This window comes from Sphingosinicella sp. (genome assembly GCF_013911755.1).
GTDB lineage: Bacteria > Pseudomonadota > Alphaproteobacteria > Sphingomonadales > Sphingomonadaceae > Sphingosinicella.
This window is the reverse complement of the sequence record NZ_JACESP010000004.1, coordinates 114,582-137,459: the sequence shown is the minus strand read 5'-3', so window position 1 is coordinate 137,459 and position 22,878 is coordinate 114,582. Positions and strand designations below refer to the sequence as shown.

Below are 22,878 nucleotides of genomic sequence, written 5' to 3'. Positions count from 1 at the left end.
TGGAGGGACCGTCGTTCCGCTGGAGTCGCGCCGATGCCCAAAAACCGTCAGACCTTTCACGATCCGCTGGACGAACTGCCGCCGGTGACGATCGAAATCCTCAAGGGTGACATATTGCGCTTCACCCAGGTCGACGCGGATGGACGGACCAACGTCGTGACCTTCTCCGATCGTCTTGCGGTCCGGCGGGGCGTGTTCGATGCCGCGCCTGTGGGCACCGAAAGGCTCAGAGCGGAAGCCTGAGCTGATTGATATCGGGCGCGGGCACGCCTTCCAGTTTCTCGATGATCGTTGCCGCGAGCGTATCGGCGGCCCGTTCACGCATATGTTTATCGGGCATCGTCAGCCCAACGGGTGCCCAGCCCGGCGCCGCCAGCAAGATGGCGGACAGTTCCTGTCGTTCGATTCGTTCCATGTGGACATGAGAACAAATAACGAACATTCTGGCAATCGACTTGCGATGAATACCCCCGCCGCCGTGCCTTGACGCGCGCTCGCCAAGGCTGACTTCAACGGCGCTGTCAGTGCGCGGCGAAGCCTTCATGGTAGGAAACCTCGCCCGCGCAAGGCTCGCCTGACAGGATCAGCGACTGGAAATATTCCGGCGGAACATCGCCATAATGCAGTGCATGATCGCTGCTGAACCCGAAGCGACGATAATATGCGGGGTCGCCGAGCAGGACGCATCCCGCCGCGCCCCGTTGCCGAAGTTGCTGCAATCCCTCCCGGATCAAGGCGCTGCCGATGCCACCGCACTGGCGGTTGGGCCAGACCGATACCGGCCCCAGGCCGAACCAGCCCAGATCCTTGCCGCCGATCAGCACCGGCGAGAAGGCGATATGCCCCACGATCTCGCCATCCTGCTCCGCGACAAGCGAGAGGGTGAGCGCGCCGGCAGCTCTGAGCGCGTCGACGATCGCGCCTTCGGTCTGGCTGCTGTGTTCGGCATGTTTGAAGGCGGCTTCGGTCAGGGCGCGAATGGACGAGATGTCGGCGGGTGTTTCGGCGCGAATGATCATCAGGCTCGTCTGGCGGGTCCGTCCCGCTCGGGCAACAGCAACATGCCCGTCAGACCGTGAACAGCGCTCGACATGCGCCCGAGCATAGGGGCGTGGGCGGCCTGCCTGCGGCGGCGCCCAAGAGCGAGAGGATCCCTGCGGGTCTCGTGACGGGCAGGAAGCCGGGAGAGAGTCTCGCGGTCGCTCGTCATGGAGAACCCCATGACCCAAACCACCTCTTCGCATCCTGTCATTGCCCGCCTGCGCGCCTTTGTCGCGGCCTGGCTTGTGATGGAAGCAACACCCGACATGGACGCCGCAGATTATGAGGCGCGGGTCCATGAAACCCGCCTGTCGCCAGGCTTGTCGCTGCTGGTCATCCTTCTGGGAGCGCTCCTGTGCTGGGCGGCAGTTCTGGTTCTGGCCGGTATGCTGTGAGGGCGCCGGGTGGTGTCGGGGGTGAGCGACACGGGCCTGCCGGTGGCAGGCCCGGAAGAGGAAGAGGGAAGCCGGGGCTTCGTGACGGGCTGGGAGCCGGGAGAGAGTCTTCCGGCGGCCCGTCATGGAGAAAACCCATGGCCAAAGCGCCTCAAAAGATCATCCTCAGCGGCTCGCGCGACATCCCGTTCGACCGTCTGGTCCTGTCCCAATCCAATGTCCGGCGCGTGAAGGCCGGCGTGTCGATCGGCGAACTGGCCGCCGACATCGTGCGGCGCACCCTGCTTCAGAGCCTTAATGTGCGGCCCATCCTGGACGCGGCGGGCCAGGAGACCGGCCAGTTCGAGGTGCCGGCCGGTGGCCGGCGGTTCCGTGCGCTCGAACTCCTCGTCAAGCAGAAGCGGCTCGCCAAGGACGCGCCCATCCCGTGCGTCGTCAAGGCGGCCAATGATGCCGTATCGGCCGAGGAAGACAGCTTTGCGGAAAATACCTTCCGCGAGCAGCTCCATCCCCTCGACCAGTTCCGTGCCATGCAGGCGATGGTCGACAAGGGCGAGGGCGTGGAAGCGATCGCCGCGCATTTCCTGGTGACCCCGGCGGTCGTCAATCAGCGCCTGCGCCTCGCCAGGGTCTCGCCAACGCTGCATGACATCTATGCCGAGGACGGCATGACGCTCGAGCAGCTCATGGCCTTCGCGGTCTCCGATGATCATGCGCGCCAGGAACAGGTCTGGGAGATGCTGGCGCACAGCTATAACAAGTCGGGCGCTTATATCCGCCAGAAGCTCACCGAGAATTCGGTGCGCGCGGGCGACAAGCGGGTGCGCTTCATCGGTGTCGAGGCCTATGTCGCGGCGGGCGGCTGTGTGATGCGCGACCTGTTCGAACCCGATGATGGCGGCTGGCTGACCGATCCCGCGCTGCTCGATCGTCTGGTCGGCGAGAAGCTTCAGGCCGAAGGCGAGACCATTGCCGCCGAGGGCTGGAAATGGGTCGCGACCGCCGTCGACATGCCCTGGGGCGTGACTAACGGCCTGCGCGAGATCGACGGGGTCGAACTTGCCATGACCGGTGAGGAGGAAGAACGGCTCGCCACGCTCCAGACCGAGATCGAGGAGCTGGAAGCCGAATGGGCCGATGCGCCCGAGGTTCCCGACGAGGTCCAGGCGCGTATCGAGGCCATCGATGCCGCGATCGGCGCTCTGATCGAACGGCCGATGACCTTCGAGGCGCAGGACATGGCGATCGCCGGCGCGTTCCTGTCGATCGAGGTCGACGGCACGCTTTCGGTCGAGCGCGGCTATGTCCGTCCCGAGGATGAGCCGGTGGTCGAGGCCGATGGCGAGACGGATGCCGGTATCGATGGCGATGCCGACTATCGTGCCGGTGCTGATGGTGACGATGAGGAGGAAGGCGTGGCTGGCCCCGCCGTCTCCAACGTGGTCGCTATTGGTGGTGTGGGCGGCGCGGCGTCGAATGACGACGGCGATGAGGATGGTGAGGTGGTCAAGCCGCTGCCCGACCGGCTCGTCGCCGAACTCACCGCCTGGCGGACGCTGGCGCTGCAGGATGCGTTCGCACAGTCGCCCTCGACGGCCTTCGCGGCGGTGCTGCACGCCTTCGTGCTCGACTGCTTCTACTCTTCGACCCGCGAGTCCTGCCTGCAGATCTCGCTCAATGAAGCGTCGTTCGGTTTCTCGACGACGGGGCTGCGCGACAGCGCGCCGGCGCGGGCGATCGCCGAGCGGCACAAGCGCTGGGCCGACCGGCTTCCGGATTCCGACAAGGATCTGTGGGACGTGCTGCTCGCCTTCGACGGCAATGAGCAGGCGGCGCTGTTCGCGCATTGCGCCTCGCGGGTGCTCAATGCCCAGCAGGAGGTGGTCCCCAAGTACGACAATGGCCGCATCTCGAAGAGCAGCATCGAGCGCCGGGTCGAGCATAGTCATGTCCTTGCCCGTGCGGTCGGACTGGACCTGGTCGGCGCGGGCTGGCGGCCGACGGTGGCGGGCTATCTCGGTAGCGTCACCAAGCAGCGGATCATCGCCGATGTGGCCGAGGCCAAGGGCGCGAAGTTCGCGGAGATGATCGACCATCTCAAGAAGGCCGACATGGCCCGCGAGGCCGAACGGCTGCTCGAGGATGGCGACTGGCTGCCCGAGCCGATGCGCACGCCGGCGTTGGTCGATGGGCTCGCGGTCGATGAACCGACTGCGGTTGAGGAAGCCGAAGCGCTTCCGGCCTTCCTCGACGAGGAGCTGGACGGGGCTGGCACCGCTGCCGACAATGACGATGGCGAGGCGCTGCCGGAAGCGGCCTGAGCGTCCGGGCGGGGTGGCATTCGCTGCCCCGTCTTTTCTTTCATTCGTTCCTGAAGGATCGACCCATGTCTGCTGCCAATCTTGAGACCGCCAGCGCCGACCGTCTGGCGCCCATCCTGCACGCCGCCTTGCACCGTCTCGGTCAGTTGGGCCGTGAGGGGGCCGTGGCGCTCGCCCGGCTCGTCGAGGATGATGACACCGATTTCGACGAAGCGGCCGAATGGATCGCTGACATCGCCAACGGGGCTTTGCGCGAATGACGCACCGTCCCCGATTTTCACCGTCCCGTTTTTTCCAGAAAGCCCGGTCACAGCGCCGGGCTTTCGCCGTTCAGGAGATCCGTCATGACGGACACCACTCAGCCCACCATCGACATGGATGCGCTCATGTCGAAATACGCCCTCTGGGAAGCCGCCGCCGCCGCGCTCGTCCCAGACAACAAGGCCCGGCTCTTCGCCTTCCTCGCCTCAGCCCGCATCACGCGCGTCACCGTGCTCTTCGACGGTGAAGGCGATAGCAGCCAGATCGAGGATATCACCGCCTATCAGGGTGACGCGCAGGTCGCGCTGCCCGACGGCAAGGTGTTGAGCCTCGATCTTCCCTATGGACAAACCCAGCCTGTCGAACGGCAGCACAGTGCCGAACTGGCGCTCGAGACCATGGCCTTTGACCTTCTCAAGGAGAAGCATGATGGCTGGGAAAATTCGGACGGGGCTTATGGCGAATTCACCTTCGACGTCGCCGCCGGCACGATCACGCTCGACTACAATGAGCGGTTCATGTCGTCCGAACATCATGCCTATAGCTGGTGAGGAGGAAGCGATGGGACCTTGCTATCATCACGCGCTCTCTTCGGTTCGCAAATGGGGCGGCGTGCCGGAAGACTATCTGGCCCTGCACCAGTGGTTCGATCAACCCTCCAAGGAGATCATAGCGGATTTCCGTCATCGTGCGCTCCGGCACCACGCTCAGGGTATATTCGAACTGGAGAGGGCCTTCGGAGCGACCGTCACCGTGTCGACAGGCCGGGTTGTTCCGGTCCGGCAGATAGGCGAACAGCACGTTCGAGAAGATCTCGGGTTCATTCCCAGCTTTGCGGACTGGGTGCGCTGCATCCGTCCCGAACCCTGGATGGGCCGGGCGCAGCCGATCCATCGCGATGTCGATCCGTTCGCCACCGGAGATCCGGAGCGGCAACCCGCTGCGGTGACGCCCATAGCGGGAGAAGGACCATGACCGCCATCTATCCTTTGCGGCTCTTCCTCGATTGCTCGACGGCGCACCTCTCGCCTGATGCGCGCAGCTATGTCGACAGGACGGACGTGATCGCGTCGTCGACGCCCTATGGCTGGTCCGTCTGGGCCAGCGAAGAACCCGGCGAGGATGTACCGGACGATCTTGCCGCGATCATGGCGCACGCCCGCTCGCTCGGCGCGGAATATATCAACTTCGACCGCGATGCAGACGAGATCGACGAACTTCCCGTCTTCGACTGGGGGTAGCCGGGCGCCCCCCTTCACCTTGTTTAACCACCGAGCCCGGCCGTCGCGCCGGGCTTTTGCATATCTGGAGACCGATCATGACTGATTACCATTCGCCGACCGTCGTGCGCCCGAGCATTCCCGCCGGAGCGATTACGCCGCTCGAACTGGCCCTGCTCACCGCCATGTTCGAGCATGAGGCTGATGGCGACGCGCTGTATTTCTTCGCCAGCGAAGGTGCGTCGAGCAGTGTCTCGCTCGACATTGCGGAGGCAAAGACACTGCTTGCCGCCGAAACCATCGTTGAGGGAGAAATCACCGCCTTTGTGCGGGATCGACTGGCCCAGGCCGGTCCCGATGACGTCGAACTGGAACTCGACCTGTCCGATCTGGACGAGACGCATATCTTCCAACCGATCGTGCGGCGTTGCGATGCCCTCGATCATGTCGTCATCACTTCCGCCTGGACCTGCACCAGGATGCAGCCCGATGGTTTTGGTGGCAGTGTCACCGTCGTGACGGCGGGCCATGTCTTCTGGAGTTCCACCCACGAGATGGAGGCGCAATTGCTTGACCGCGCCGACTATGGCGATCCTGGCTGTGCGCCCGGGCACGGCAAGCATCCCGTGCTGACGCTCGACGAAGCCGAGATCCGCTCCATGGTGGCGGATATCCAGCAGGCCTATGAGGGCACCGATGCCGCCGGTGTCACGGTCAGCGACGAGCAGATCCGCCAGGCCTGCGCCGCGCTGATCCCGACGCTCGACCTCGACGAGCAGCTTCGCGGTCTGGAATTCAGCGCCGCCATGGCCGCCATCCGGCTCGCGCGCGCCGCGTCCGCCTGATCCTTTTCCCTTCCCCAACCACCCCCTCGAAAGCCCGGCCATGCGCCGGGCTTTCGCGTTTCAAGGAGCATAAAAATGTCCGCACAGCATATCTATGACAGCGCGCCGCTCGGCAGCCTGATCACTTTCTCCAATGGCGAGCCGCGTCCGCCCCAGAGGTTCACACGCAAATTGCGCGCCTGGAACGATGAGAATGGCATGGGGCGTCTGGTCGAGCGGTCTGCCGGTCATTCCGGCCGCTTTGTGTCGCCCGCGACCTTCGCGCTCCATCTCGGCAATTATGGCAGCCAAGGCATCATCACCATGGTGGTCCGCCGGATCTACACCGTCACCAGCCAGCTTCGGTTCGAGATCGCCGACCAGCCCAAGGCCGGCATGGTCCGTATCCTGTCGCGCCGCGATGGCCGCGAGGAACTGCACCATCTCGCGCCCGACTTTGCTGCGGCCGAGGCCTGGGCCGCGGAGCATCGCTATCATGGCGCGGTCATGGAGGAGGTCATGACCCCCGACAGCGTCGTGCCGCCCGTTCGGCTCGGGAGGGCGGCATGAGCAGGCTGCGTCATTTCGTGCATGTCTATGCGACCATCCGGATCAAAGTGGCGGTCGATGCGTGCGATCATCGCGCGGCCATGCGCGCCGCTGACGCTGTGGTGTTCGGTGACCGGAACGCCGTGGGACTGATTCCGGTCCATCCGGCCGTGATCGACGCCGACTATGCCGAGGAGGTCACCGAGTATCTGGTCGACGAGGCCGATGATCCGAGCTTCGCGCGAACGCGCAGTTACGGTCCCGACCATGCGCCAAGGCTGGCTTATGGCGACAGGAGGGTAGCATGAGCGCGGTCCTTCCGGACTATGGCACCAGCGCCGACGGGCACCTCGCGGCCCGGGTCGGCGACCTTGCCTATATCGCGCTGCCGGGCGCATCGGGTCTGCGTCTCGCGTCGGGATGGCGGCTGCGGCGTCCGATCGGGGAATGGCGCGAAGCCGATGTCTATGGCAGCGAGGGCATCGTGCCTGATGCCGCGGGCTTTCGCGCGCATGTTGAGGATGTCGCGCGCCATCTCACCCAGCGCGAAGCCCTGGGACGCAAGGAGGTGCGGCTGCGTGTCTCGACGCCCTGGGGCCTGTCGCAGGGCGCGACCATCTATGCCGAAGGCGTGGTCTGCCATTCCACCGCTTCGCATGGCGGGTTCAAGCTCGATCGCGCCCGCAACGCCGCGCTGCATCCGGCCTTGCGGATCAAGGGCGGGTGGTATGAGGAAGACGGAGACTGGGCGCGGGTGGCGGTCGGCTTCCCCGACCTCTTCACCGACCGGGAGAAACGATCTGCCGACCGGACGCTTCGCGACTGGGAACCCGATGCCTGGGAGGCCGTCCATGGCCGAGTGCTGAGCGCCGAGGATTCGTTCACCCGTGGCCGGCAGCGGTTCGAGCGCGAACACGCGGCGGACTGGGTGGTGATCTCCGCCGTCACGTCCAAACAGCATCCGGGTTTCGTCGAGACCATCGCCGCGAATGGTGGTCGGCGCGATGCGTTGCAAACCCGCGCCTGGCTCGTGCCCTGCGCCGAATATAGCGCCGGACGACACGGTTTCGTGATCGATCCCGCCCGACACGCCATGCTTCCCGCCTGAGCGGAGCCCGTCCCGGTTATCGGGACGGGCTTTTTCTATGCCTGCCGGTCAGAGCCAGCCTTATGTCGCGGCTTTCGACTTTGTTTCGTCAGCACTAAGCGAACAGCTGTTGGTCGGAACTATCGCTTTCTTAGAACTCCGCAGACAGGCAGGAGCAGAGCGATTGCGACGATCGTCAGGCTGGCGCTCCCCAAGAGTGCGAAGATCGCCATGGCGCCGCCGATGCAGGCATGCACTGCTGACAGAAGAAGCAATAATATTCCCGTCCGCCTGCACGAGCGCGACAGTGATGGTTGCAGCGTCCGTCCGATGACGTCGCGCTGGTGCCGCTTCATCGACAGGCACAGAAGTAGCAACGCAAACGCCACGCCGATCTGCATCACGCCGTTCACGCGCGTTGGGGCCGAAAGAGGGACACCGAAAGGCTCAGCAGGCCAGCCGCCAGCAGCGCCCCATCGACCATTAATGGTGCTGCATTGCCTCGCGCTATCCAGGCAAGAAGACCAATACCGGTCGGTTCGATCGGTATGAAAGGCGTGGCAAGACACAGAATGCCGAGCACGACCCCTTGTTGCCGCCATGCGCGGGCTGGTCGAACGCAGAGCGCATGGACCAGCATGATCAACCAGGCCAGGAAGAACGCTGCCCCCTCAAGACTGGCGCGCCCTGCAAAGTCGGAAGGGATCAACCGATTGGCGGTCAGCAGCGATGCGACGCCGATGGGCAGGCCTGCGATTACCGCGACATTGATCCGCGCGGCAAGATTCTCTGCACTATCCTCGCGCGCCGCGCGCTTTTTGACCCAGAGTATGAGGCCGGTGGCGATCATGGCGGTCGCGAGCAGACCCGATGCGAAAAAGAGAAACCGCATCGCCTCGCTCGAGAAACGCGCCAGGTGAAAGCCGTAGAGCCATTGATAGGCGGCGACGGCCGGCCCGCTGTTGTCATGCGCGTCGATGAGCGCGCCGTCTGCCCGGTAGCGCCGCCAGGCAAGATCATAGGAAATGCTATCGCGGTCGGCCCGTTCGATCGTCGTGAGGGCGTCAGCTGTCCCAGGATGCTCGACAAGGATGCGCCCCGGCGCTGAGCCGTGCCAATGGCTGCGCGCGTCCGTAAGCATCGCATCAATCCGAAGCGGCGCCCTGGGGCCCGCTGGGAAGGTGATCGGCGTCTGCTCCGCAAGTGCGCTACGGAACGCGCTGACATTGCCTGAAAAGGCCTTGTCGATGCCCCAGGGCATGAACATCGTCATGAGCGCGACTAGCCCCGTGAAACTGATCAGGAGATGATAGGGCAGCGCGGCGACTCCCGCGACATTATGAGCATCGAGCCAGCTGCGCTGTCCTTTGCGGGGACGGAAGGTGAAGAAGTCGGCGAAGATGCGGCGATGGGTTACGATCCCGCTGATGAGCGCCACCAGCATGATGATCGCCGCGAAACAGACCAGCCAGCGGCCGCCGCTGCCCGGCGCATTGAGATCGAAATGGAAATAGAACAGGAAGTCGCCGCCCATGGTCTCGCGCACCCGGAGTGGACCGCCCGTTCGCGGGTCGAGCAGCTGCGAGGCGAAGCCGCCATCGCCTTTCCACAGGACTTCGGTGACGGGAGTGCGCGGTGTCGGCAGGTCGATGCGCCACAGGGTCGCCCCCTGCCCATGTTCGCCAAGCCATGCGAGCGCATGGGGTACTGCGCTGGGATCGGCGGTCACGCCCGTCAGCTCCGGCCGCATCCACTGTGTGATCTCCTGCCGATAGTAGGTCAGCGAGCCGGTGAGGAAGACCGCATAGAGCAGCCAGCCTGGAATAAGGCCTGCCCAGCCATGGAGGAAGGCCATGCTTTGCCGGAAACTGTCCTTCATCGGCCGACCATGCTGCCCAGCGCAAACAGGGCCGTGGCTGCGCCGGCGACGCTTGCCCAGACTGTCCAGCCGCGCCTGGGGACAAAGGCCCAGAGCGCGACGAGGACGAACAGAATATAGGCCGACAGCGAGGCAGCAAGGCTTGCTTCCACGGCAGGGCCCGGCAGGGCGATGGCGAGGAGCGACGCCCACAGGCTTGCCAGCAGATAGCCGCCGCCGAGCGCTGCGATCGTCCGGCCGAGCACTGCACCCCGCGATGGCCCGCGCCGATCTACCATCGCCATGAGAGATCGGCGGTGACGTTGCGCGCCTGGCCGTAATAACAGCGGTCGATCCCGCTGCAGGACGCGACATAGGTCTTGTCGAGCAGATTGTTGGCCTTGACCGAGAATTGCAGGCCCTTGAGCGAGGTGATCCAGTGCCCGAGTTCGAACCGGAGCGAAGCGTCGACGAGGACGTAAGCCGGTACGCGGGAAAGGTTCGCGTCATCGCCCCAGCTCGCGCTGACATAGCGCAGGCCCGCTCCGGCGCCGACCCCGGCCGGCGCATCATAGTTCAGCCAGAGAGCGGCCGTATGGCGCGGCACGGCGATCGGGCGCAGCCCCTGCTGGGCGCGGTCCTCGATCTGCCGCGTCACCGGATTGATGCCGCTCACGCTGTCGTTGCTGCTGGTCACGCGCGGATCGAGCAGCGTGTAGCTGCCGATCAGGCTGAAAGTCTTGGCAAGAGCGACATTGGCTTCAACCTCGAAACCGCGCATGCGAATCTCTCCGGTCTGGCGGGAAAAGTCCGGATGATCAGGATCGGTGGTGAGAACATTGCGGCGGCGCAGGTCGAAAATGGATGCGGTTACGAAGCTGCGACCACCCTTGGGCTGATATTTGATCCCGGCCTCGACCTGTCGACCATGTTCGGGCGCGAAAGCGTTGCCTTGCCAGTCCGTCCCATCCTGCGGCGTGAAGGATTCCGCATAGCTCACATAAGGGGCCAGCCCATTGTCGAAGAGATACAGGAGGCCTGCGCGCTTGGTGAGCGCGTCAGCCTTTTGCGTCTGGCTGAGACCGCTGGGATTGTCGCGCGTGCGGCCCGATGCCCAGTCCTGGCGAAGCCCGATCAGCAGGCGCCAGCGATCGAGGGCGATCTGGTCCTGGAGATAGAGACCGGTCTGCTCGTTGCGATAGGCCTGGTCGCGGAACTGTACGCGGGGAGGAATCGTCTGGCCATAGACTGGCGCGAAGATGTCGAGCGTCGGTGCGACCGCGAACTCGCGCAAGGTGTCGCTCTTCAGCAGCTGCCAGTCGACACCGCCGAGAAGCTGATGCTGGAGACCGCCCGTCATGAACCGGGCCGAGAGGCGGGTGTCGACGGTGAGATCGTTCGAATGCTCGAGAAGTCCGAAGGCCTGCCGGTTGGCGGTGCGCAAATCGGCGGTCAGGCGCGAGATGTATGTGTTTTGATTGTCGAGCCGGTTGTGCGTGAAGCGTAGCGCCTGGTTGAAGCTGACAGCGTCGCTGAAACGATGTTCGAACTGATAGCCGATCGACGCCGTCGTGCGGTCCCAGCGCTGGTAATTGGGGTCGCCCGTGAAGAGCGTCCGCGACACCTGCCCATAAGGGTTGGCGATGATGGTGCCGATCGTCGGCAGCCAGTTCAGCGTCGATCCGGCGAAATCGTCATGCTGGTAATGGCTGAGCAGCGTGAGACTGGTGCGCTCGTCCGGCCGCCAGGTGAGCGCAGGCGCCACCATGACGCGCTTCCTGTCGGAATAGGAATAGATGTCATGGGTCTCGAAAGCCGTCCCCGAAAAGCGGGCGAGCAGGCTGCCGTCCTGCGTGACCGGGCCGGTCACGTCGAGACCGACCTGCTTGCGATCGAAGCTGCCGTAGCGGAGCAGCAGTTCCCCGCCGAACTCCGCCTGTGGCCGGCGACTGATCATGTTGATGAGTCCGCCCGGCACCGACTGGCCAAACAGGACCGATGCCGGTCCTTTGACCACCTCCACGCGCTCATAGAGCCATGGATCGAGCCCGGCCGTCACATAGCCGGTGCCGCCAAGACGGAGGCCGTCGATATAGGTGTTGATGGCGGCGCCTGTCGTGCCGTCATTGCCGAAGCCGCGCACCGCGACGGCATCGCCGCCATAGGTGTTGCCCTTGCCATTGGCGAAGACGCCGGCGCTATAAGCGACCGCGTCGCCGACCGACAGGACATTGCGCATCCGCATCTCGTCGAGATCGATGACCGAGATCGACTGGGGCGTCTCGATGAGCGGGATGGCAAGCTTGGTCCCACTGATCGCAGCGGTGTCGGGCAGAACGGCCGTCACAATGATGTCTTGCCTGCTGCGGGCGGAGCGTCCCTCCGCGCTTTCGGAAGCGGTGCTGCGGCTATCGTCGGCAGCGGGCGTCGCGCTGACGAGAACCGGCTCGAGCGCCAGTGCGGCACGGGATGCGCGGACCACGGTAATTGTCCGGCCGTCCAGCCAGCGCCAGGAAAGCCCCGTGCCCTTGAGCAGCTGGGACAGCGCCTGCTCGGCGCTCATTCGTCCCTCCACACCGGATGTGGCTAGCCGTTCGGTCAACCCCGCTTCATAGGAGATCTGCAGTCCGCTCGCTTCCGCGAGGCGATTGAGCGCAGCGGTGAGCGGGCCAGCCGGGATGGCATAGGCAGAGACAGATGTGGTCTGTGTCGTTTGGGCAAGGGCTGGTGTGGCAGCAAGCGACGTGGACAGCAGCAAGGCGAGCGCGGACGCTGGACGGATCATCATTCCCCCGAATATTGCGGCCGGCCGCGACATGCGACCGACACTCAATAGCAAAGACGGGACGGTCTCCGATTTGGGTATGTGTCGCGCTCAAAAAATCAGCGCCGCAGCAGAATGAGCCGATCCGTAAGCCGGGTCTCGCGAAGTCCCAGGCTTTTGCGGACAGCCTCGATCGCATCGTCAGGCCGGGTAAGGTCGAAGACCCCGCTGACCCGGATCGTCTTGGCCTCGCCGAGGGCCAGGACATAACCGCGCCGATAACGTCCCACTTCGCGCAGGACATCGGTGAGTGGCATGCCAGCTGCGACGAGTTTTCCCCGCGTCCAGGCCTGGCTACCATCGATATCGACTGCCCGGACGCGGCCGACCTCGCCATCCTGCCAGTCGACCGCGTCGCCCAGCCCCAGGCGTTTGCTGGTATTTCCCGACCGAACCTCGATCCTATGTTCGGTGACGACCGCAGAGGCTGTGGTCCCATCGGTCGCCACAATGAAGCGTGTGCCCAACGCTGTCGCGCTGCCGTTCGCAGCTTCCACTACGAAGGGGTGGTCCCTGTCTGCCGCCACAGCGAAAAGCGCGCGGCCGCCGATCAACCTGACCGCCCGCTTCCTTGACGTAAAATGCACAGCGATAGCCGTGTCGCTGTCGAGGACGACCTGAGAGCCGTCCGCCAACGCGACGGTTCGCACGGTGCCGGGTTCGGTAACATAATCGGCGCCAAGGCGGGCGAACCAGTGACCGCCCGGACCGAGCCATAGCAGGAGCAGGCTGGCCGCGATGGCCCATGGCACCTGGGACCATCTCACGAAGCGGCGCGGATGCGTGACGGCTGCGGCCACCGGTCGGGTTTCGACGCAACGGTCGAGATCATACCAGAGCGCCTCCATGCGGCGGAGCGCGTCCTCATGGCGAGGGTCAGCGGCGCGCCACGCATCCAGAGCATGTTCGTCGACCGCGCTGAGGCCCTCCTCGCGGCGGAGGATCCAGTCGCTCGCGGCTTGGGCGATCGCTTTTGGAAGGGGCGTCCCGGTCACGCTTCCGCCTCCCCGATCCGGGCGGCGATGAGCATCATGGCGGATCGCAGATGCTTGTCGACCATGTTGCGGCCGATGCCGAGCCGTTTGCCGATCTCGATGCTGGAGAGACCTTCCTGCTTGCGCAACAGGAACACGTCGCGGCAACGTGGCGGCAGGTCGTCGATCGCTTCCGAGAGCAAACGCATCCGCTCCCGCTCGATGAGCAACGCTTCAGCGTTTGGCTCAGAGCTGGCGATCTCGAACCTTTCGGGAGCATCGCAGATGATTTCCGTGCGCTTGCTGGTGAGGCGAGCATCATCGACGATCAGGTTCGACGCTACACGCTTCAGATAGGCTTCCGCGTTGTCGATCCCTCCGCGCGCCAGGGCCGGTCCCGCACGCAGCCAGGATTCCTGTGCGATATCGTCCGCGTCCGCCCGCCCGCCGAGCCTGGAACGCACCCATTGGCGCAAGCCAATATGATGAAGGCCGGCGTGTCGGCCCCAATGTCGGCTGCTCTGGCTCACCGGCTCGCGACCTGTCTGACGGACGTGCGTTCGAGAACGAAGACCACCGGCACGCGGATATCGACGAGATCGGGAAGTGCGGCAGGAATGACGGGGAAGGGTTCGGCCCGGCTCACGGCATCGCGCGCTGCCGCATCGAGTGAGCGATGGCCTGAGCTTTGCACCACTTCCAGGTCGGACACGGTCCCGTCACGGTGCAGGACGAAGGCGATCTGGGCACTGCCTTCTTCACGCGCCTGCCGGGACGCTTCCGGATAGACACGGGCTGCGACGATCCGGTCGTGCAGCGAGCGACGATAAGCGTCCACATCGACGGAATCCGTATTGGCCGTAGGCTCGAGCGGTGGATCGGCCAGGGCCTGCAATCCGACCGTATTTGCAACGGGCAACGGGGCCGGCATGGATCGCGGCAAGGGTCGCGGAGCGACTGTGCGGCCGATCGTCCCCTTTATCCCTTCGTCCGGTTGAGGACGAGGGGCCGAACCATGGCTTTGAAGATCGAACACAAGCGGCTGCCGCGACGGTTGAACTTCGCCCGGAAAAACGACGTGGAAGGCTGCGGAAATGGCGGCGAGCAGCACCCCGTGGAGTGCGAGCGTCAGAAAAATCACCCCAAACCGGGATGTGTCAAATTTCCGCCCTTCGACGAAGGGCTTGGTAGTCCCGCCCTGTCGATCCACGGTTCCGTCCTTCATGCACGATGCGGACTTTACAATTTTTGCGAGCGAATCGCAATAGCGTCGCGGTTCCACGACTCATCCCTGGCTCAACGCCTTGCAGCCTTTACTCCAAAGCTGCTCAAGCGACGCCGGGGGCGCGATCTGCCATTCCACCGCTTCCCATGGCGGGTTCAGGCGAAGAAGCGACCGCCATGTTCACGATCTTCGGGCATGGTCATCTGCCTCTGCACGGCTCCATCCCGCCTGACCGACGTCCGGCAAGAGGTACGGCCTCATGTCCGTCAACCCGCGAGGGGTTCCCCTCTCTGACGCTCGGTGACGGTCTCGTCCGGCCCTTGTTTCCGGCATCTGCGGGGATTGTCCCGCACGAGAACGGAGACGACCATGACCCAGGACACGCAAGCCTATCACCGCGACGACATTGCCGTCTGGCCTGATGGCGTCTGGGCGACACTCGGCGAAGTTTGGGCCGGTCATTTCACGCACAGGTCAGACGACTATGAGATCGTGCGCAGTGACGATCATGCGCGGCTCAAGGCGCTGGGCGTCGAGGAAGACCTCGATATCGAGCCCGGGTGAGAGGGAGAGGCTTGGCCGGGAAGGGGGAACCCGGCCGGGCTTAGAGAGAGCGTCCGGCGGGCTTCGCCCTTTCGCGCTCTCCCGGAGACTTGCCCCCATGACCCACACCCTGTCCGACGCGGCGCTTCGCGCCGCGCCCCTCGCGGCTGCACCCGGCCTTGCTCCATCCGGCTTCGCTTCGCAGGGCGTTGCCCTGCTCACCGCCGCGCGTGGCATCCTGCCCAGCCTGGAGGCCGGGCGACCGATCGACGCCGCAACCTTGCGCGCGGCGATGTCGCGAGCCTTTGGCGGGACCGACGCCGAAGGCGCGTGGGACTGGAAGAACGCCTATGATGCCTGCGAGGCCGCCGAGATCCTGTTCCTGCGCCGCTATGGCCAGACGATCATCGGCCGTGCGCCCGCCAGCGCGCTGGCGCTGATCGAACGGATTGCCACCCTGCTGCCGACGCACACCCGCCGCTCTGAAACCTCCCATGCGCTCCAGCAATATTCGACACCGCCCGGCCTTGCCTATGTCGCTTCGGTCGCCGCGGTGCTCGTGCCCGGCGATCATGTGCTCGAACCTTCGGCCGGCACCGGCATGCTCGCCGTCCATGCCCTGCTGGCGCGGGCGGGCCTCACGCTCAACGAGTTGGCCGAGACCCGCGCCGAACTGCTTGGGGCTCTGTTTCCGGGCATCGCCGTCTCGAACCATGATGCCGCGTCGATCGACGACCGGCTGCCCGGCGTCGTGCGCCCGAGCGTGGTGCTGATGAACCCGCCGTTCTCGGCGGTCGCGCATGTCGACCGCACGATGAAGGACGCGGCATTGCGCCATATCGCATCGGCGCTGGCCCGGCTCGAACCGGGTGGCCGGCTGGTCGCGATCACGGGCGCGAGCTGTTCGCCCGATGCGCCGGCCTGGCGCGATGCGTTCGAAACGTTGCAGGCGTCCGCGCGCGTGGTGTTCACCGCCGCGATCGACGGCAAGGTCTATGCGAAGCATGGCACGACCATCGACACGCGGCTGACCGTGATCGACAAGCTCCCGGCCGACGATCCCACGGTGCTGCCGGCGAGCACGGGCATAGCGGCCGATACCGCCACGCTGCTTGGCTGGGTGCTGGAGACCGTGCCGCCGCGGGCACCAGTTACGCCGTCGCCGGCAGCGGTCCTGCCGGTCACCGCATCGGCTTCGCGCGCTCCGGCGAAAGCACCGATCACGGCCACACCTTCGGTTCCCGCCGTCCCGGAGGCCGAAGCGGTCGAACTCGTCTATAAGACGATCGACTGGACGCCGCCCGCCGACCGGCTCGGCGAGAGTATCTATGAGCCTTATGCGCTCCAGTCGCTCGTGATTCCGGGCGCGGGCGCGCATCCGACCCCGCTGGTCCAGTCCGCCGCGATGGCCTCCGTCGCGCCGCCCAGGCCCTCTTACCGGCCGCATCTGCCACCGCAACTCGCCACGCTGGGTATCCTCTCCGACGCGCAGATCGAATCCGTGATCTATGCGGGCGAAGCGCATAGCGGGCATATGTCGGGCGCCTGGAAGGTGGATGCCACCTGCGACGTGGTCACCGCCGCGCCCGAGGATAGCGAGGGTAGTGTCCGCTTCCGGCGCGGCTGGTTCCTCGGCGACGGCACCGGCGCGGGCAAGGGCCGGCAGGTTGCCGCGATCATCCTGGACAATTGGCTCAAGGGCCGGCGCAAAGCCTTGTGGCTATCGGTCTCGGATCGGTTGCTAGAGGACGCGCAGCGCGACTGGACCGCGCTCGGTCAGGAGCGCCTGCTGGTGACGCCGCTCTCGCGGTTCAAGCAGGGCAGCGATATCCGGCTCGACGAGGGCGTGCTGTTCACGACCTATGCGACGCTGCGCTCGGCTGAGCGCGGCGGCAAGAAATCACGGGTCGAGCAGATCGTCGAGTGGCTCGGCACCGAGTTCGACGGGGTGATCGTGTTCGACGAGGCGCACGCGATGGCGAATGCCGCCGGCGGCAAGGGCGAACGCGGCGATGTCGCCCCTTCGCAGCAGGGCCGCGCCGGACTGCGTCTGCAGCATGCACTGCCCAATGCCCGCATCGTCTATGTCTCCGCAACCGGCGCGACCACGGTGCAGAACCTTGCCTATGCCCAGCGTCTGGGCCTCTGGGGGGGCGACGACTTCCCGTTCGCGACGCGCGGGGAGTTCGTCACCGCGATCGAGAATGGCGGGGTCGCGGCGATGGAGGTGCTCGCGAGGGATCTGAAGGCGCTCGGGCTTTATGCCGCCCGTTCGCTATCCTTCGACGGTGTCGAATATGAGATGCTCGAGCACCGGCTGACGCCTGAGCAGGTGCGCATCTACGACAGCTATGCCTCGGCGTTCGAGGTGATCCACAACAATCTCGACGCCGCGCTCGAAGCCGCCGGGGTCACCAGCGCCAGTCACGGCACGCTGAACCGTCAGGCCAAGGCGCAGGCCAAGTCGGCCTACCAAGGCATGCTCCAGCGCTTCTTCAATCATCTCATCACCAGCATGCAGACGCCCGCTGTCATCGCCAGCATCGCATGCGATCTGGAGGCGGGCCATGCCGCCGTGGTGCAGATCGTCTCGACCGGCGAAGCGATGCAGGAGCGTCGTCTCGCCGAAATCCCCGCCGACGAGTGGAATGACGTGTCGGTGGACATCACGCCGCGGGACGGCGTTCTCTCCTACCTGCAGCACAGCTTCCCGGTGCAGCTCTACGAGCCGTTCACCGATGGCGAGGGTAATCTCTCGTCCCGGCCGGTCCATGACGCGGAGGGCAATCCGATCGTCAACCGCGAGTCGGTGCGCTTGCGTGATGCGATGATCGAGCGGCTTGCCGCGCTGCCGCCCGTTCCCGGTGCGCTTGACCAGATCGTGCAGCATTTCGGGACGGAGATGGTGGCGGAGGTGACGGGCCGCTCGCGGCGCGTGGTGCCGAAGCAGCGGGACGACGGCACGGTGCGCTTCGCGGTCGAGAACCGTCCGGCCTCGGCGGCGCTGCTCGAGACCGACGCCTTCCAGAACGATCAGAAGCGCATCCTGATCTTTTCCGAAGCGGGCGGCACGGGCCGGTCCTATCATGCCGATCTCGGCGCGGTGAACCAGCGCCGCCGCGTGCATTATCTGCTCGAAGCGGGCTGGAAGGCGGACGCCGCGATCCAGGGCTTCGGGCGGACCAATCGCACCAATCAGAAGCAGCCGCCGCTGTTCCGGCCGGTCTCGACCGATGTGAAGGCGCAGAAGCGCTTCATCTCGACCATCGCCCGGCGTCTGGACTCGCTGGGCGCGATCACGCGCGGCCAGCGCCAGACCGGCGGGCAGAATATGTTCCGTCCCGAGGATAATCTGGAAAGCTGGTATGCGCGCGATGCGCTGCGCCAGCTCTATGTCCTGCTCGCGCGCGGCAAGGTCGAGGGCTGCTCGCTCGCCCGCTTCGAGGCAGCGACCGGCCTGTCACTGCTCGACAGCGATGGCGGGCTCAAGGATGAGCTGCCCGGCATCAACATCTTCCTGAACCGCATGCTGGCGCTGACCGTCGCGATGCAGAACCTGCTGTTCGAGGCGTTCGAAGGTCTGCTCACTGCCCGGATCGAACAGGCGCAGGCGTCGGGAAGCTATGAGGTGGGCCTCGAGACCTTGCAGGCCGAGAGCTTCCGCGTCGTCGGCCGCGCGCCGATCTACACTCATCCAGGCACCGGCGCACAGACGGCGCTGCTGACGATCGAGCGCAAGGACCGGCTGACCCCGCTGTCGCTGGCCGACGCCCTCGCACAGGCCGAGACAAGCGGCGCGAAGCTGCTGGTGAATGCCAGGACCGGCAAGGCCGCGATCCAGCGCCGGGCGCGCAGCGTGACCGATGATGACGGTGCGATCCATGCGCGCGTGCGCCTGGTCTGGCCACTCACCGACAGCGTGATCCCGGCCGAGATGCTGCTTGCCGGCCACTGGGAGGAAGTGGGGCGCGATGCCTTCAGCGCTGCCTGGGCAGCCGAGCTTGCCGGCTTGCCGAGTCATGAGGTCTCGACGCTGCATATGGTCTCGGGCCTGTTGCTACCGATCTGGAAGTTGCTCCCGGACGAATCGACCCGCGTTTACCGGTTGCAGAGCGATGACGGCGAGCGGATCATCGGTCGGCGCGTCTCTCCGGCCTGGGCAGCGCGCGTCGCCAATGATGACGGCCCGGTCAAGCTGACGGGCGATGAAGCCATGGCGCTGCTGATGTCGGGCGAAGCCGCGCTGCTTCTGGCGCAGAACCAGAAGCTCCAGCGCGTTCGCGCGATGAATGACTGGCGGATCGAACTGACCGGCTTCAACGATCTGGGCGTCGAGCGCCTCAAATCCATGGGCTTGATCTCCGAGATCGTCTCGTGGAAGCTGAAGCTCTATGTGCCGACAGGGGCTGTCGGCGTCGGCGTGCTGGAGCGTCTGTTCGATCGTTTCCCGGTCGAGCGGATCTCCGGGCGCAAGGCCGCCTGAGGAGCCCCATGATGCCCACCAAAATGCTGACAAGTCCGGCCAGCCAGATTGCCGTTGCTCTTGCCGACAACGCCGAGGCCGTGTGTCGCCATTATCTCTCGAAGGGCCATCGTGAAGGCTGCTACTGGCTGGTGGGCGATGTGCGGAACACGCCGGGACGCAGCCTCTATGTCCGTCTCTCCGCGTCCCCAGACGGGCGCGGGGCGGCGGGCAAGTGGACCGATGCGCAAAGCGGCGATCATGGCGACCTGCTCGACGTGATCGCCGCGGCCTGCTCGCATCACAGCCTGCGCGAGACGCTCGACGAGGCCCGGCATTTCCTGAGCCTGCCCATGCCGCCGCCGGTCGAGAACGAGCCGTTCAGACGGAGCAAGGCGCCGACCGGAACGCCCGAGGCCGCGCGGCGGCTTCATGGCGGATCGAAGCCGATCGGCAGCAGCCTGGTCCGAACCTATCTCGCGTCCCGGCACATCACGAATCTCACGGGGTGCGAGGCGCTGCGCTTCCATCCGCATTGCTGGTATCGGGCATCGGACGACGACCTCCCCGATGTTCGTCCCGCATGGCCGGCGATGATCGCTGCGGTCACCGATCTCGATGGCAGCATCACCGGAGCGCATCGCACCTGGCTCGCGCTCGACGGCTCCGCCAAGGCGCCGGTCGCCTATCCCCGCCGCGCCATGGGCGACCTGCTCGGAAACGGGGTGCGGTTCGGGCGTGCCGGCGCGGTGATGATGGCCGGCGAAGGCATCGAGACCATGCTGTCGCTGCGCCAGGTCATGCCGGTGATGCCCGCGATCGCCGGGCTCTCCGCCGCCCATCTCGCCGCCATCCTGTTCCCGGCAGGGCTGAAGCGCCTCTATGTCGCGCGCGACGACGATCCTGCCGGCGCGGGGGCGTTGAAGACATTGACCCAGCGAACGATCCCGGCGGGGATCGAGATCGTGCCGCTTGAACCGAGGCTCGGCGATTTCAACGACGACCTTATGGCCTTCGGGCGGGAGCGTCTGGCGGCAGGGCTTCGAGGTCAACTGCGGGCCGAGGATGCCGCGCGCTTCCTGACGCTCGGTTGAGGAGCAGCGGATCACCGTCTGCGCTGGTGGATCATCGCCATCGGCTCCGGCCTTTAGGAGACGCCACGCCACCGGCCTTCGGGAGAGGGCGACTGCGGCAGTCGGCCCGGGACGGCAATGGCTGCGCGGGGGGCTATTTTCCGCCGGGGCTGAAGCCCCTTTGCATCGCGAGGCAAAATAGCCCCCGCTGCGCCATCCTCCGCTTTGCTCCGGCCGCACCCCAGGGGCTGCGGTGCAGTCCCGTTCCGCCCGCCGCTGGCCGTCGCCACGAAGGCCGCGAGAGGCGCGGCTGACAGGCACGGAAGACTTTCGATGACGCATGATGACCAGCCCCAGGATCCGCAGCCCGGCTCCACCGCCTATCTCCTTCAGGAAATGCAGCTTTACGGCTACCGGCCCTATGATGATGAACCCGATCATCGCCCGCTGCCCGACGACCGCATCGCCGGCGGCGCGGTCGCCGAAATGTTCGATGCCCTGGTCTCCTGCCTGATCGACACGCGAATCGAACCCGACCTTGAGGATCTCGCCTGGGGCATCGTCAATGTCTTCCACCGCGCCGGCGAACGTGTTGAACGCGAGCTTGACGACAATGAACAGGCGCAGAAGCGCATGCAGCGCGAACAGGATGGCAGCGAGGTCAAGTCGGTCGAGCTGGAACGCGCGATCGCCGAAGGCATCACCATGATCGAACGCCGCGACACGATGGAGTTTTTCCGCGATGCCGCCGCCGACCAGTTCCGCATCCATCTGCGCAAACCCTGGCTTCCCCGTTCCGGGCCGATGGTCAACCACAAGGCGCTGACCTCGGCGGTGCTCGACAGCCGCAAGCATGTCGAGAAGCGCGGCTATCAGAAGCAGCGGCTGCTCGATCCCGAGGGAGTACGCATCGTCTTCACTTGCGGCGCCGACTACAACGATCACCAGCGCATCTATAAAGTGCTCGATAAGGTCCATCAGCAACTGCCGACGATGATCCTCAGGCACGGCGCGACCTCGACCGGCGGAGAACGCATCGCCGCCTGCTGGGCACGTGATCGCAATGTGCCGCAGGATCCGTACCGTCCCGACTGGAACCGGCACAAGAAGGCCGCGCCGTTCAAGCGCAACGATGTGATGCTGGCGGACATGCCCAAGGGCGTGATCGTCTTCCCCGGCACCGGCATCCAGGACAATCTCGCCGACAAGGCCCGCAAGCTCGGCATCCGCGTCTGGGATTTCCGGAAACGGGCCGGGTGATCCGGAATTTGAAACGAAACAAGAACGAAAATCTTGCGCTCATGAACGTCGATGCCCTATCTCATATATCTGCCGCACGGGCTGGCGGACTCTAGCAGGGGATTTTCGATGACGGGCAAGGCTGCTCGCAACGCCGAGCTTGAAAGGCTTCATAGCGAAGGCGCCAGTTATGCAGCGCTCGGTCGCCAGTTCAACCTGTCGCCTGCGCGCGTGACACAGGTGATCGCGAGGGTGAGGCGCATGCGCAAAACCACGGCGCTGCGTCTGGATGCCCCTTTGCGTCACACGACATGAGCGTCCTGTTCACGCCACCTGATAGGCAACCACGCTGCCTCTGGTGCGCGGCGTCGAACGACTATATCGCCTATCACGACAGCGAATGGGGTTTTCCGGTCGATGACGATCGCCGCCTGTTCGAGAAATTGAGTCTGGAGGGCTTCCAGTCCGGCCTGTCCTGGCGGACCATTCTCACCAAGCGCGAGAATTTTCGTGCGGCCTTTGACGGGTTCGATATCGACAGCGTAGCGGCCTTCGATAAGGCCGACGTCGAACGCCTGCTGCAGGATGCGGGCATCGTGCGGCATCGCGGCAAGATCGAGGCGGTGATCAACAATGCCGCCCGGGCGCAGGACCTCGTGCGCGAGGCCGGATCGCTTGCTGCCTATGTCTGGAGCTTCGAGCCGCAGGGCGCGGATATCCCGTATCTCGCCTCAACCTCGCCTGCGTCCATTGCGATGTCGAAGGATCTGAAGAAGCGCGGCTGGGCTTTTGTCGGTCCGACTACGGTCCATGCCTTCATGCAGGCGATGGGCCTCATCAACGATCATGCGCAAGGCTGCGTCACCCGCGCGAAAGCGCAGCGCGCCCGTGAGGCGTTCCGGCGGCCGGGCTGAGCGGATCTTCCCGAATATCGTCCGGCCCGGCCCATGGCGATGGCGCGATGCAGCCGAACCCGATGCGG

The 22,878-nt window shown here is 65.3% G+C and carries 26 protein-coding genes; 17 read left to right on the top strand and 9 right to left on the bottom strand.

Annotated features, from left to right (window positions below):
- Positions 1–33 precede the first annotated feature (33 nt).
- Positions 34–243, top strand: a complete 210-nt coding sequence (locus H2052_RS04885; protein ID WP_087573774.1) for a hypothetical protein — start codon at positions 34–36, stop codon at positions 241–243.
- Here the strand turns inward: H2052_RS04885 and H2052_RS04880 are convergent.
- Both H2052_RS04880 and H2052_RS04875 read right to left on the bottom strand, forming a co-directional pair.
- A complete protein-coding gene (locus H2052_RS04880) occupies positions 227–544 on the bottom strand; it encodes a DUF6771 family protein (protein ID WP_254911425.1) in 318 nt (105 codons plus the stop codon). The genes H2052_RS04885 and H2052_RS04880 overlap by 17 nt on opposite strands.
- Complete coding sequence (locus tag H2052_RS04875; protein ID WP_087573775.1) at positions 522–1,019, bottom strand: N-acetyltransferase; 498 nt, start codon at positions 1,017–1,019, stop codon at positions 522–524. The genes H2052_RS04880 and H2052_RS04875 overlap by 23 nt, the downstream gene beginning before the upstream one ends.
- A gap of 201 nt (positions 1,020–1,220) precedes the next feature.
- On the opposite strand from H2052_RS04875, the gene H2052_RS04870 reads away from it, so the two are divergent.
- From H2052_RS04870 to H2052_RS04825, 10 genes are all read left to right on the top strand, one after another.
- Positions 1,221–1,436, top strand: coding sequence for a hypothetical protein (locus H2052_RS04870; RefSeq protein WP_087573777.1), 216 nt, complete (start codon positions 1,221–1,223; stop codon positions 1,434–1,436).
- 137 nt (positions 1,437–1,573) lie between these two features.
- The gene (locus H2052_RS04865) at positions 1,574–3,757 is read left to right on the top strand and encodes a ParB/RepB/Spo0J family partition protein (protein WP_087573778.1); all 2,184 of its coding nucleotides are present in this window, start codon (positions 1,574–1,576) and stop codon (positions 3,755–3,757) included.
- Positions 3,758–3,822: 65 nt separating this feature from the next.
- Complete coding sequence (locus tag H2052_RS04860) at positions 3,823–4,017, top strand: hypothetical protein (protein ID WP_087573779.1); 195 nt, start codon at positions 3,823–3,825, stop codon at positions 4,015–4,017.
- Positions 4,018–4,101: 84 nt separating this feature from the next.
- Positions 4,102–4,569 carry a DUF6878 family protein gene (locus H2052_RS04855; protein ID WP_087573780.1) on the top strand — a complete coding sequence of 156 codons (468 nt, stop codon included), beginning with the start codon at positions 4,102–4,104 and terminating at the stop codon, positions 4,567–4,569.
- A gap of 10 nt (positions 4,570–4,579) precedes the next feature.
- On the top strand, positions 4,580–4,993 hold the full coding sequence (locus H2052_RS04850; RefSeq protein WP_087573781.1) for a hypothetical protein: 414 nt from the start codon (positions 4,580–4,582) through the stop codon (positions 4,991–4,993).
- Positions 4,990–5,259 (top strand): hypothetical protein, encoded by a 270-nt coding sequence (locus tag H2052_RS04845; RefSeq protein WP_087573782.1) that lies wholly within the window; start codon positions 4,990–4,992, stop codon positions 5,257–5,259. Before H2052_RS04850 ends, H2052_RS04845 begins: the two co-directional genes overlap by 4 nt.
- Positions 5,260–5,336: 77 nt before the next feature.
- The gene (locus H2052_RS04840) at positions 5,337–6,083 is read left to right on the top strand and encodes a hypothetical protein (RefSeq protein WP_087573783.1); all 747 of its coding nucleotides are present in this window, start codon (positions 5,337–5,339) and stop codon (positions 6,081–6,083) included.
- A 75-nt stretch (positions 6,084–6,158) separates the two neighbouring features.
- On the top strand, positions 6,159–6,632 hold the full coding sequence (locus H2052_RS04835; RefSeq protein ID WP_087573784.1) for a hypothetical protein: 474 nt from the start codon (positions 6,159–6,161) through the stop codon (positions 6,630–6,632).
- Positions 6,629–6,919, top strand: coding sequence for a hypothetical protein (locus tag H2052_RS04830; RefSeq protein ID WP_087573785.1), 291 nt, complete (start codon positions 6,629–6,631; stop codon positions 6,917–6,919). Before H2052_RS04835 ends, H2052_RS04830 begins: the two co-directional genes overlap by 4 nt.
- Complete coding sequence (locus H2052_RS04825) at positions 6,916–7,719, top strand: hypothetical protein (RefSeq protein WP_087573786.1); 804 nt, start codon at positions 6,916–6,918, stop codon at positions 7,717–7,719. Before H2052_RS04830 ends, H2052_RS04825 begins: the two co-directional genes overlap by 4 nt.
- Positions 7,720–7,838: 119 nt before the next feature.
- Here H2052_RS04825 and H2052_RS17845 read toward each other — a convergent pair whose 3' ends face one another.
- The 7 genes from H2052_RS17845 to H2052_RS04795 form a co-directional block, all read right to left on the bottom strand.
- Positions 7,839–8,099, bottom strand: a complete 261-nt coding sequence (locus tag H2052_RS17845; RefSeq protein ID WP_366484234.1) for a DUF3325 family protein — start codon at positions 8,097–8,099, stop codon at positions 7,839–7,841.
- Between the two features lie 8 nt (positions 8,100–8,107).
- A complete protein-coding gene (locus H2052_RS04820) occupies positions 8,108–9,577 on the bottom strand; it encodes a PepSY-associated TM helix domain-containing protein (RefSeq protein ID WP_176392278.1) in 1,470 nt (489 codons plus the stop codon).
- Positions 9,574–9,861: a hypothetical protein gene (locus H2052_RS04815; protein WP_176392279.1), complete on the bottom strand. Its 288-nt coding sequence runs from the start codon at positions 9,859–9,861 to the stop codon at positions 9,574–9,576. The genes H2052_RS04820 and H2052_RS04815 overlap by 4 nt, the downstream gene beginning before the upstream one ends.
- Positions 9,849–12,341 (bottom strand): TonB-dependent siderophore receptor, encoded by a 2,493-nt coding sequence (locus tag H2052_RS04810; protein WP_293778692.1) that lies wholly within the window; start codon positions 12,339–12,341, stop codon positions 9,849–9,851. Before H2052_RS04810 ends, H2052_RS04815 begins: the two co-directional genes overlap by 13 nt.
- A gap of 98 nt (positions 12,342–12,439) precedes the next feature.
- Entirely contained in the window at positions 12,440–13,375 is a 936-nt protein-coding gene (locus H2052_RS04805) for a FecR domain-containing protein (RefSeq protein ID WP_176392280.1), read from the bottom strand.
- Positions 13,372–13,884, bottom strand: coding sequence for a sigma-70 family RNA polymerase sigma factor (locus H2052_RS04800; RefSeq protein ID WP_087573791.1), 513 nt, complete (start codon positions 13,882–13,884; stop codon positions 13,372–13,374). Before H2052_RS04800 ends, H2052_RS04805 begins: the two co-directional genes overlap by 4 nt.
- A complete protein-coding gene (locus tag H2052_RS04795) occupies positions 13,881–14,579 on the bottom strand; it encodes an energy transducer TonB (RefSeq protein ID WP_293778688.1) in 699 nt (232 codons plus the stop codon). The genes H2052_RS04800 and H2052_RS04795 overlap by 4 nt, the downstream gene beginning before the upstream one ends.
- Before the next feature lie 369 nt (positions 14,580–14,948).
- On the opposite strand from H2052_RS04795, the gene H2052_RS04790 reads away from it, so the two are divergent.
- The 6 genes from H2052_RS04790 to H2052_RS04765 all read left to right on the top strand — a co-directional run bounded on the left by H2052_RS04790 (position 14,949) and on the right by H2052_RS04765 (position 22,810).
- Positions 14,949–15,143, top strand: coding sequence for a hypothetical protein (locus H2052_RS04790; protein ID WP_087573793.1), 195 nt, complete (start codon positions 14,949–14,951; stop codon positions 15,141–15,143).
- 97 nt (positions 15,144–15,240) lie between these two features.
- Positions 15,241–19,605 (top strand): strawberry notch-like NTP hydrolase domain-containing protein, encoded by a 4,365-nt coding sequence (locus H2052_RS04785; RefSeq protein WP_087573794.1) that lies wholly within the window; start codon positions 15,241–15,243, stop codon positions 19,603–19,605.
- Between the two features lie 8 nt (positions 19,606–19,613).
- Complete coding sequence (locus H2052_RS04780; RefSeq protein WP_176392283.1) at positions 19,614–20,678, top strand: toprim domain-containing protein; 1,065 nt, start codon at positions 19,614–19,616, stop codon at positions 20,676–20,678.
- Between the two features lie 312 nt (positions 20,679–20,990).
- Positions 20,991–21,917: a DUF2493 domain-containing protein gene (locus tag H2052_RS04775; RefSeq protein ID WP_087573795.1), complete on the top strand. Its 927-nt coding sequence runs from the start codon at positions 20,991–20,993 to the stop codon at positions 21,915–21,917.
- Positions 21,918–22,025: 108 nt separating this feature from the next.
- Entirely contained in the window at positions 22,026–22,211 is a 186-nt protein-coding gene (locus H2052_RS04770; protein ID WP_140404525.1) for a hypothetical protein, read from the top strand.
- Positions 22,208–22,810 (top strand): DNA-3-methyladenine glycosylase I, encoded by a 603-nt coding sequence (locus tag H2052_RS04765; protein ID WP_087573797.1) that lies wholly within the window; start codon positions 22,208–22,210, stop codon positions 22,808–22,810. Before H2052_RS04770 ends, H2052_RS04765 begins: the two co-directional genes overlap by 4 nt.
- Positions 22,811–22,878: the final 68 nt, after the last annotated feature.

Coding starts and splice junctions, on each gene's coding strand:
- H2052_RS04820 (WP_176392278.1), bottom strand. CDS start 9,577: ATGAAGGACAGTTTCCGGCAAAGCATGGCCTTCCTCCATGGCTGGGCA.
- H2052_RS04830 (WP_087573785.1), top strand. CDS start 6,629: ATGAGCAGGCTGCGTCATTTCGTGCATGTCTATGCGACCATCCGGATC.
- H2052_RS04845 (WP_087573782.1), top strand. CDS start 4,990: ATGACCGCCATCTATCCTTTGCGGCTCTTCCTCGATTGCTCGACGGCG.
- H2052_RS04835 (WP_087573784.1), top strand. CDS start 6,159: ATGTCCGCACAGCATATCTATGACAGCGCGCCGCTCGGCAGCCTGATC.
- H2052_RS04875 (WP_087573775.1), bottom strand. CDS start 1,019: ATGATCATTCGCGCCGAAACACCCGCCGACATCTCGTCCATTCGCGCC.
- H2052_RS17845 (WP_366484234.1), bottom strand. CDS start 8,099: ATGCAGATCGGCGTGGCGTTTGCGTTGCTACTTCTGTGCCTGTCGATG.
- H2052_RS04765 (WP_087573797.1), top strand. CDS start 22,208: ATGAGCGTCCTGTTCACGCCACCTGATAGGCAACCACGCTGCCTCTGG.
- H2052_RS04840 (WP_087573783.1), top strand. CDS start 5,337: ATGACTGATTACCATTCGCCGACCGTCGTGCGCCCGAGCATTCCCGCC.
- H2052_RS04775 (WP_087573795.1), top strand. CDS start 20,991: ATGACGCATGATGACCAGCCCCAGGATCCGCAGCCCGGCTCCACCGCC.
- H2052_RS04850 (WP_087573781.1), top strand. CDS start 4,580: ATGGGACCTTGCTATCATCACGCGCTCTCTTCGGTTCGCAAATGGGGC.
- H2052_RS04780 (WP_176392283.1), top strand. CDS start 19,614: ATGATGCCCACCAAAATGCTGACAAGTCCGGCCAGCCAGATTGCCGTT.
- H2052_RS04885 (WP_087573774.1), top strand. CDS start 34: ATGCCCAAAAACCGTCAGACCTTTCACGATCCGCTGGACGAACTGCCG.
- H2052_RS04880 (WP_254911425.1), bottom strand. CDS start 544: ATGAAGGCTTCGCCGCGCACTGACAGCGCCGTTGAAGTCAGCCTTGGC.
- H2052_RS04865 (WP_087573778.1), top strand. CDS start 1,574: ATGGCCAAAGCGCCTCAAAAGATCATCCTCAGCGGCTCGCGCGACATC.
- H2052_RS04860 (WP_087573779.1), top strand. CDS start 3,823: ATGTCTGCTGCCAATCTTGAGACCGCCAGCGCCGACCGTCTGGCGCCC.
- H2052_RS04870 (WP_087573777.1), top strand. CDS start 1,221: ATGACCCAAACCACCTCTTCGCATCCTGTCATTGCCCGCCTGCGCGCC.
- H2052_RS04825 (WP_087573786.1), top strand. CDS start 6,916: ATGAGCGCGGTCCTTCCGGACTATGGCACCAGCGCCGACGGGCACCTC.
- H2052_RS04855 (WP_087573780.1), top strand. CDS start 4,102: ATGACGGACACCACTCAGCCCACCATCGACATGGATGCGCTCATGTCG.
- H2052_RS04815 (WP_176392279.1), bottom strand. CDS start 9,861: ATGGCGATGGTAGATCGGCGCGGGCCATCGCGGGGTGCAGTGCTCGGC.
- H2052_RS04810 (WP_293778692.1), bottom strand. CDS start 12,341: ATGATCCGTCCAGCGTCCGCGCTCGCCTTGCTGCTGTCCACGTCGCTT.
- H2052_RS04770 (WP_140404525.1), top strand. CDS start 22,026: ATGACGGGCAAGGCTGCTCGCAACGCCGAGCTTGAAAGGCTTCATAGC.
- H2052_RS04790 (WP_087573793.1), top strand. CDS start 14,949: ATGACCCAGGACACGCAAGCCTATCACCGCGACGACATTGCCGTCTGG.
- H2052_RS04795 (WP_293778688.1), bottom strand. CDS start 14,579: ATGAAGGACGGAACCGTGGATCGACAGGGCGGGACTACCAAGCCCTTC.
- H2052_RS04785 (WP_087573794.1), top strand. CDS start 15,241: ATGACCCACACCCTGTCCGACGCGGCGCTTCGCGCCGCGCCCCTCGCG.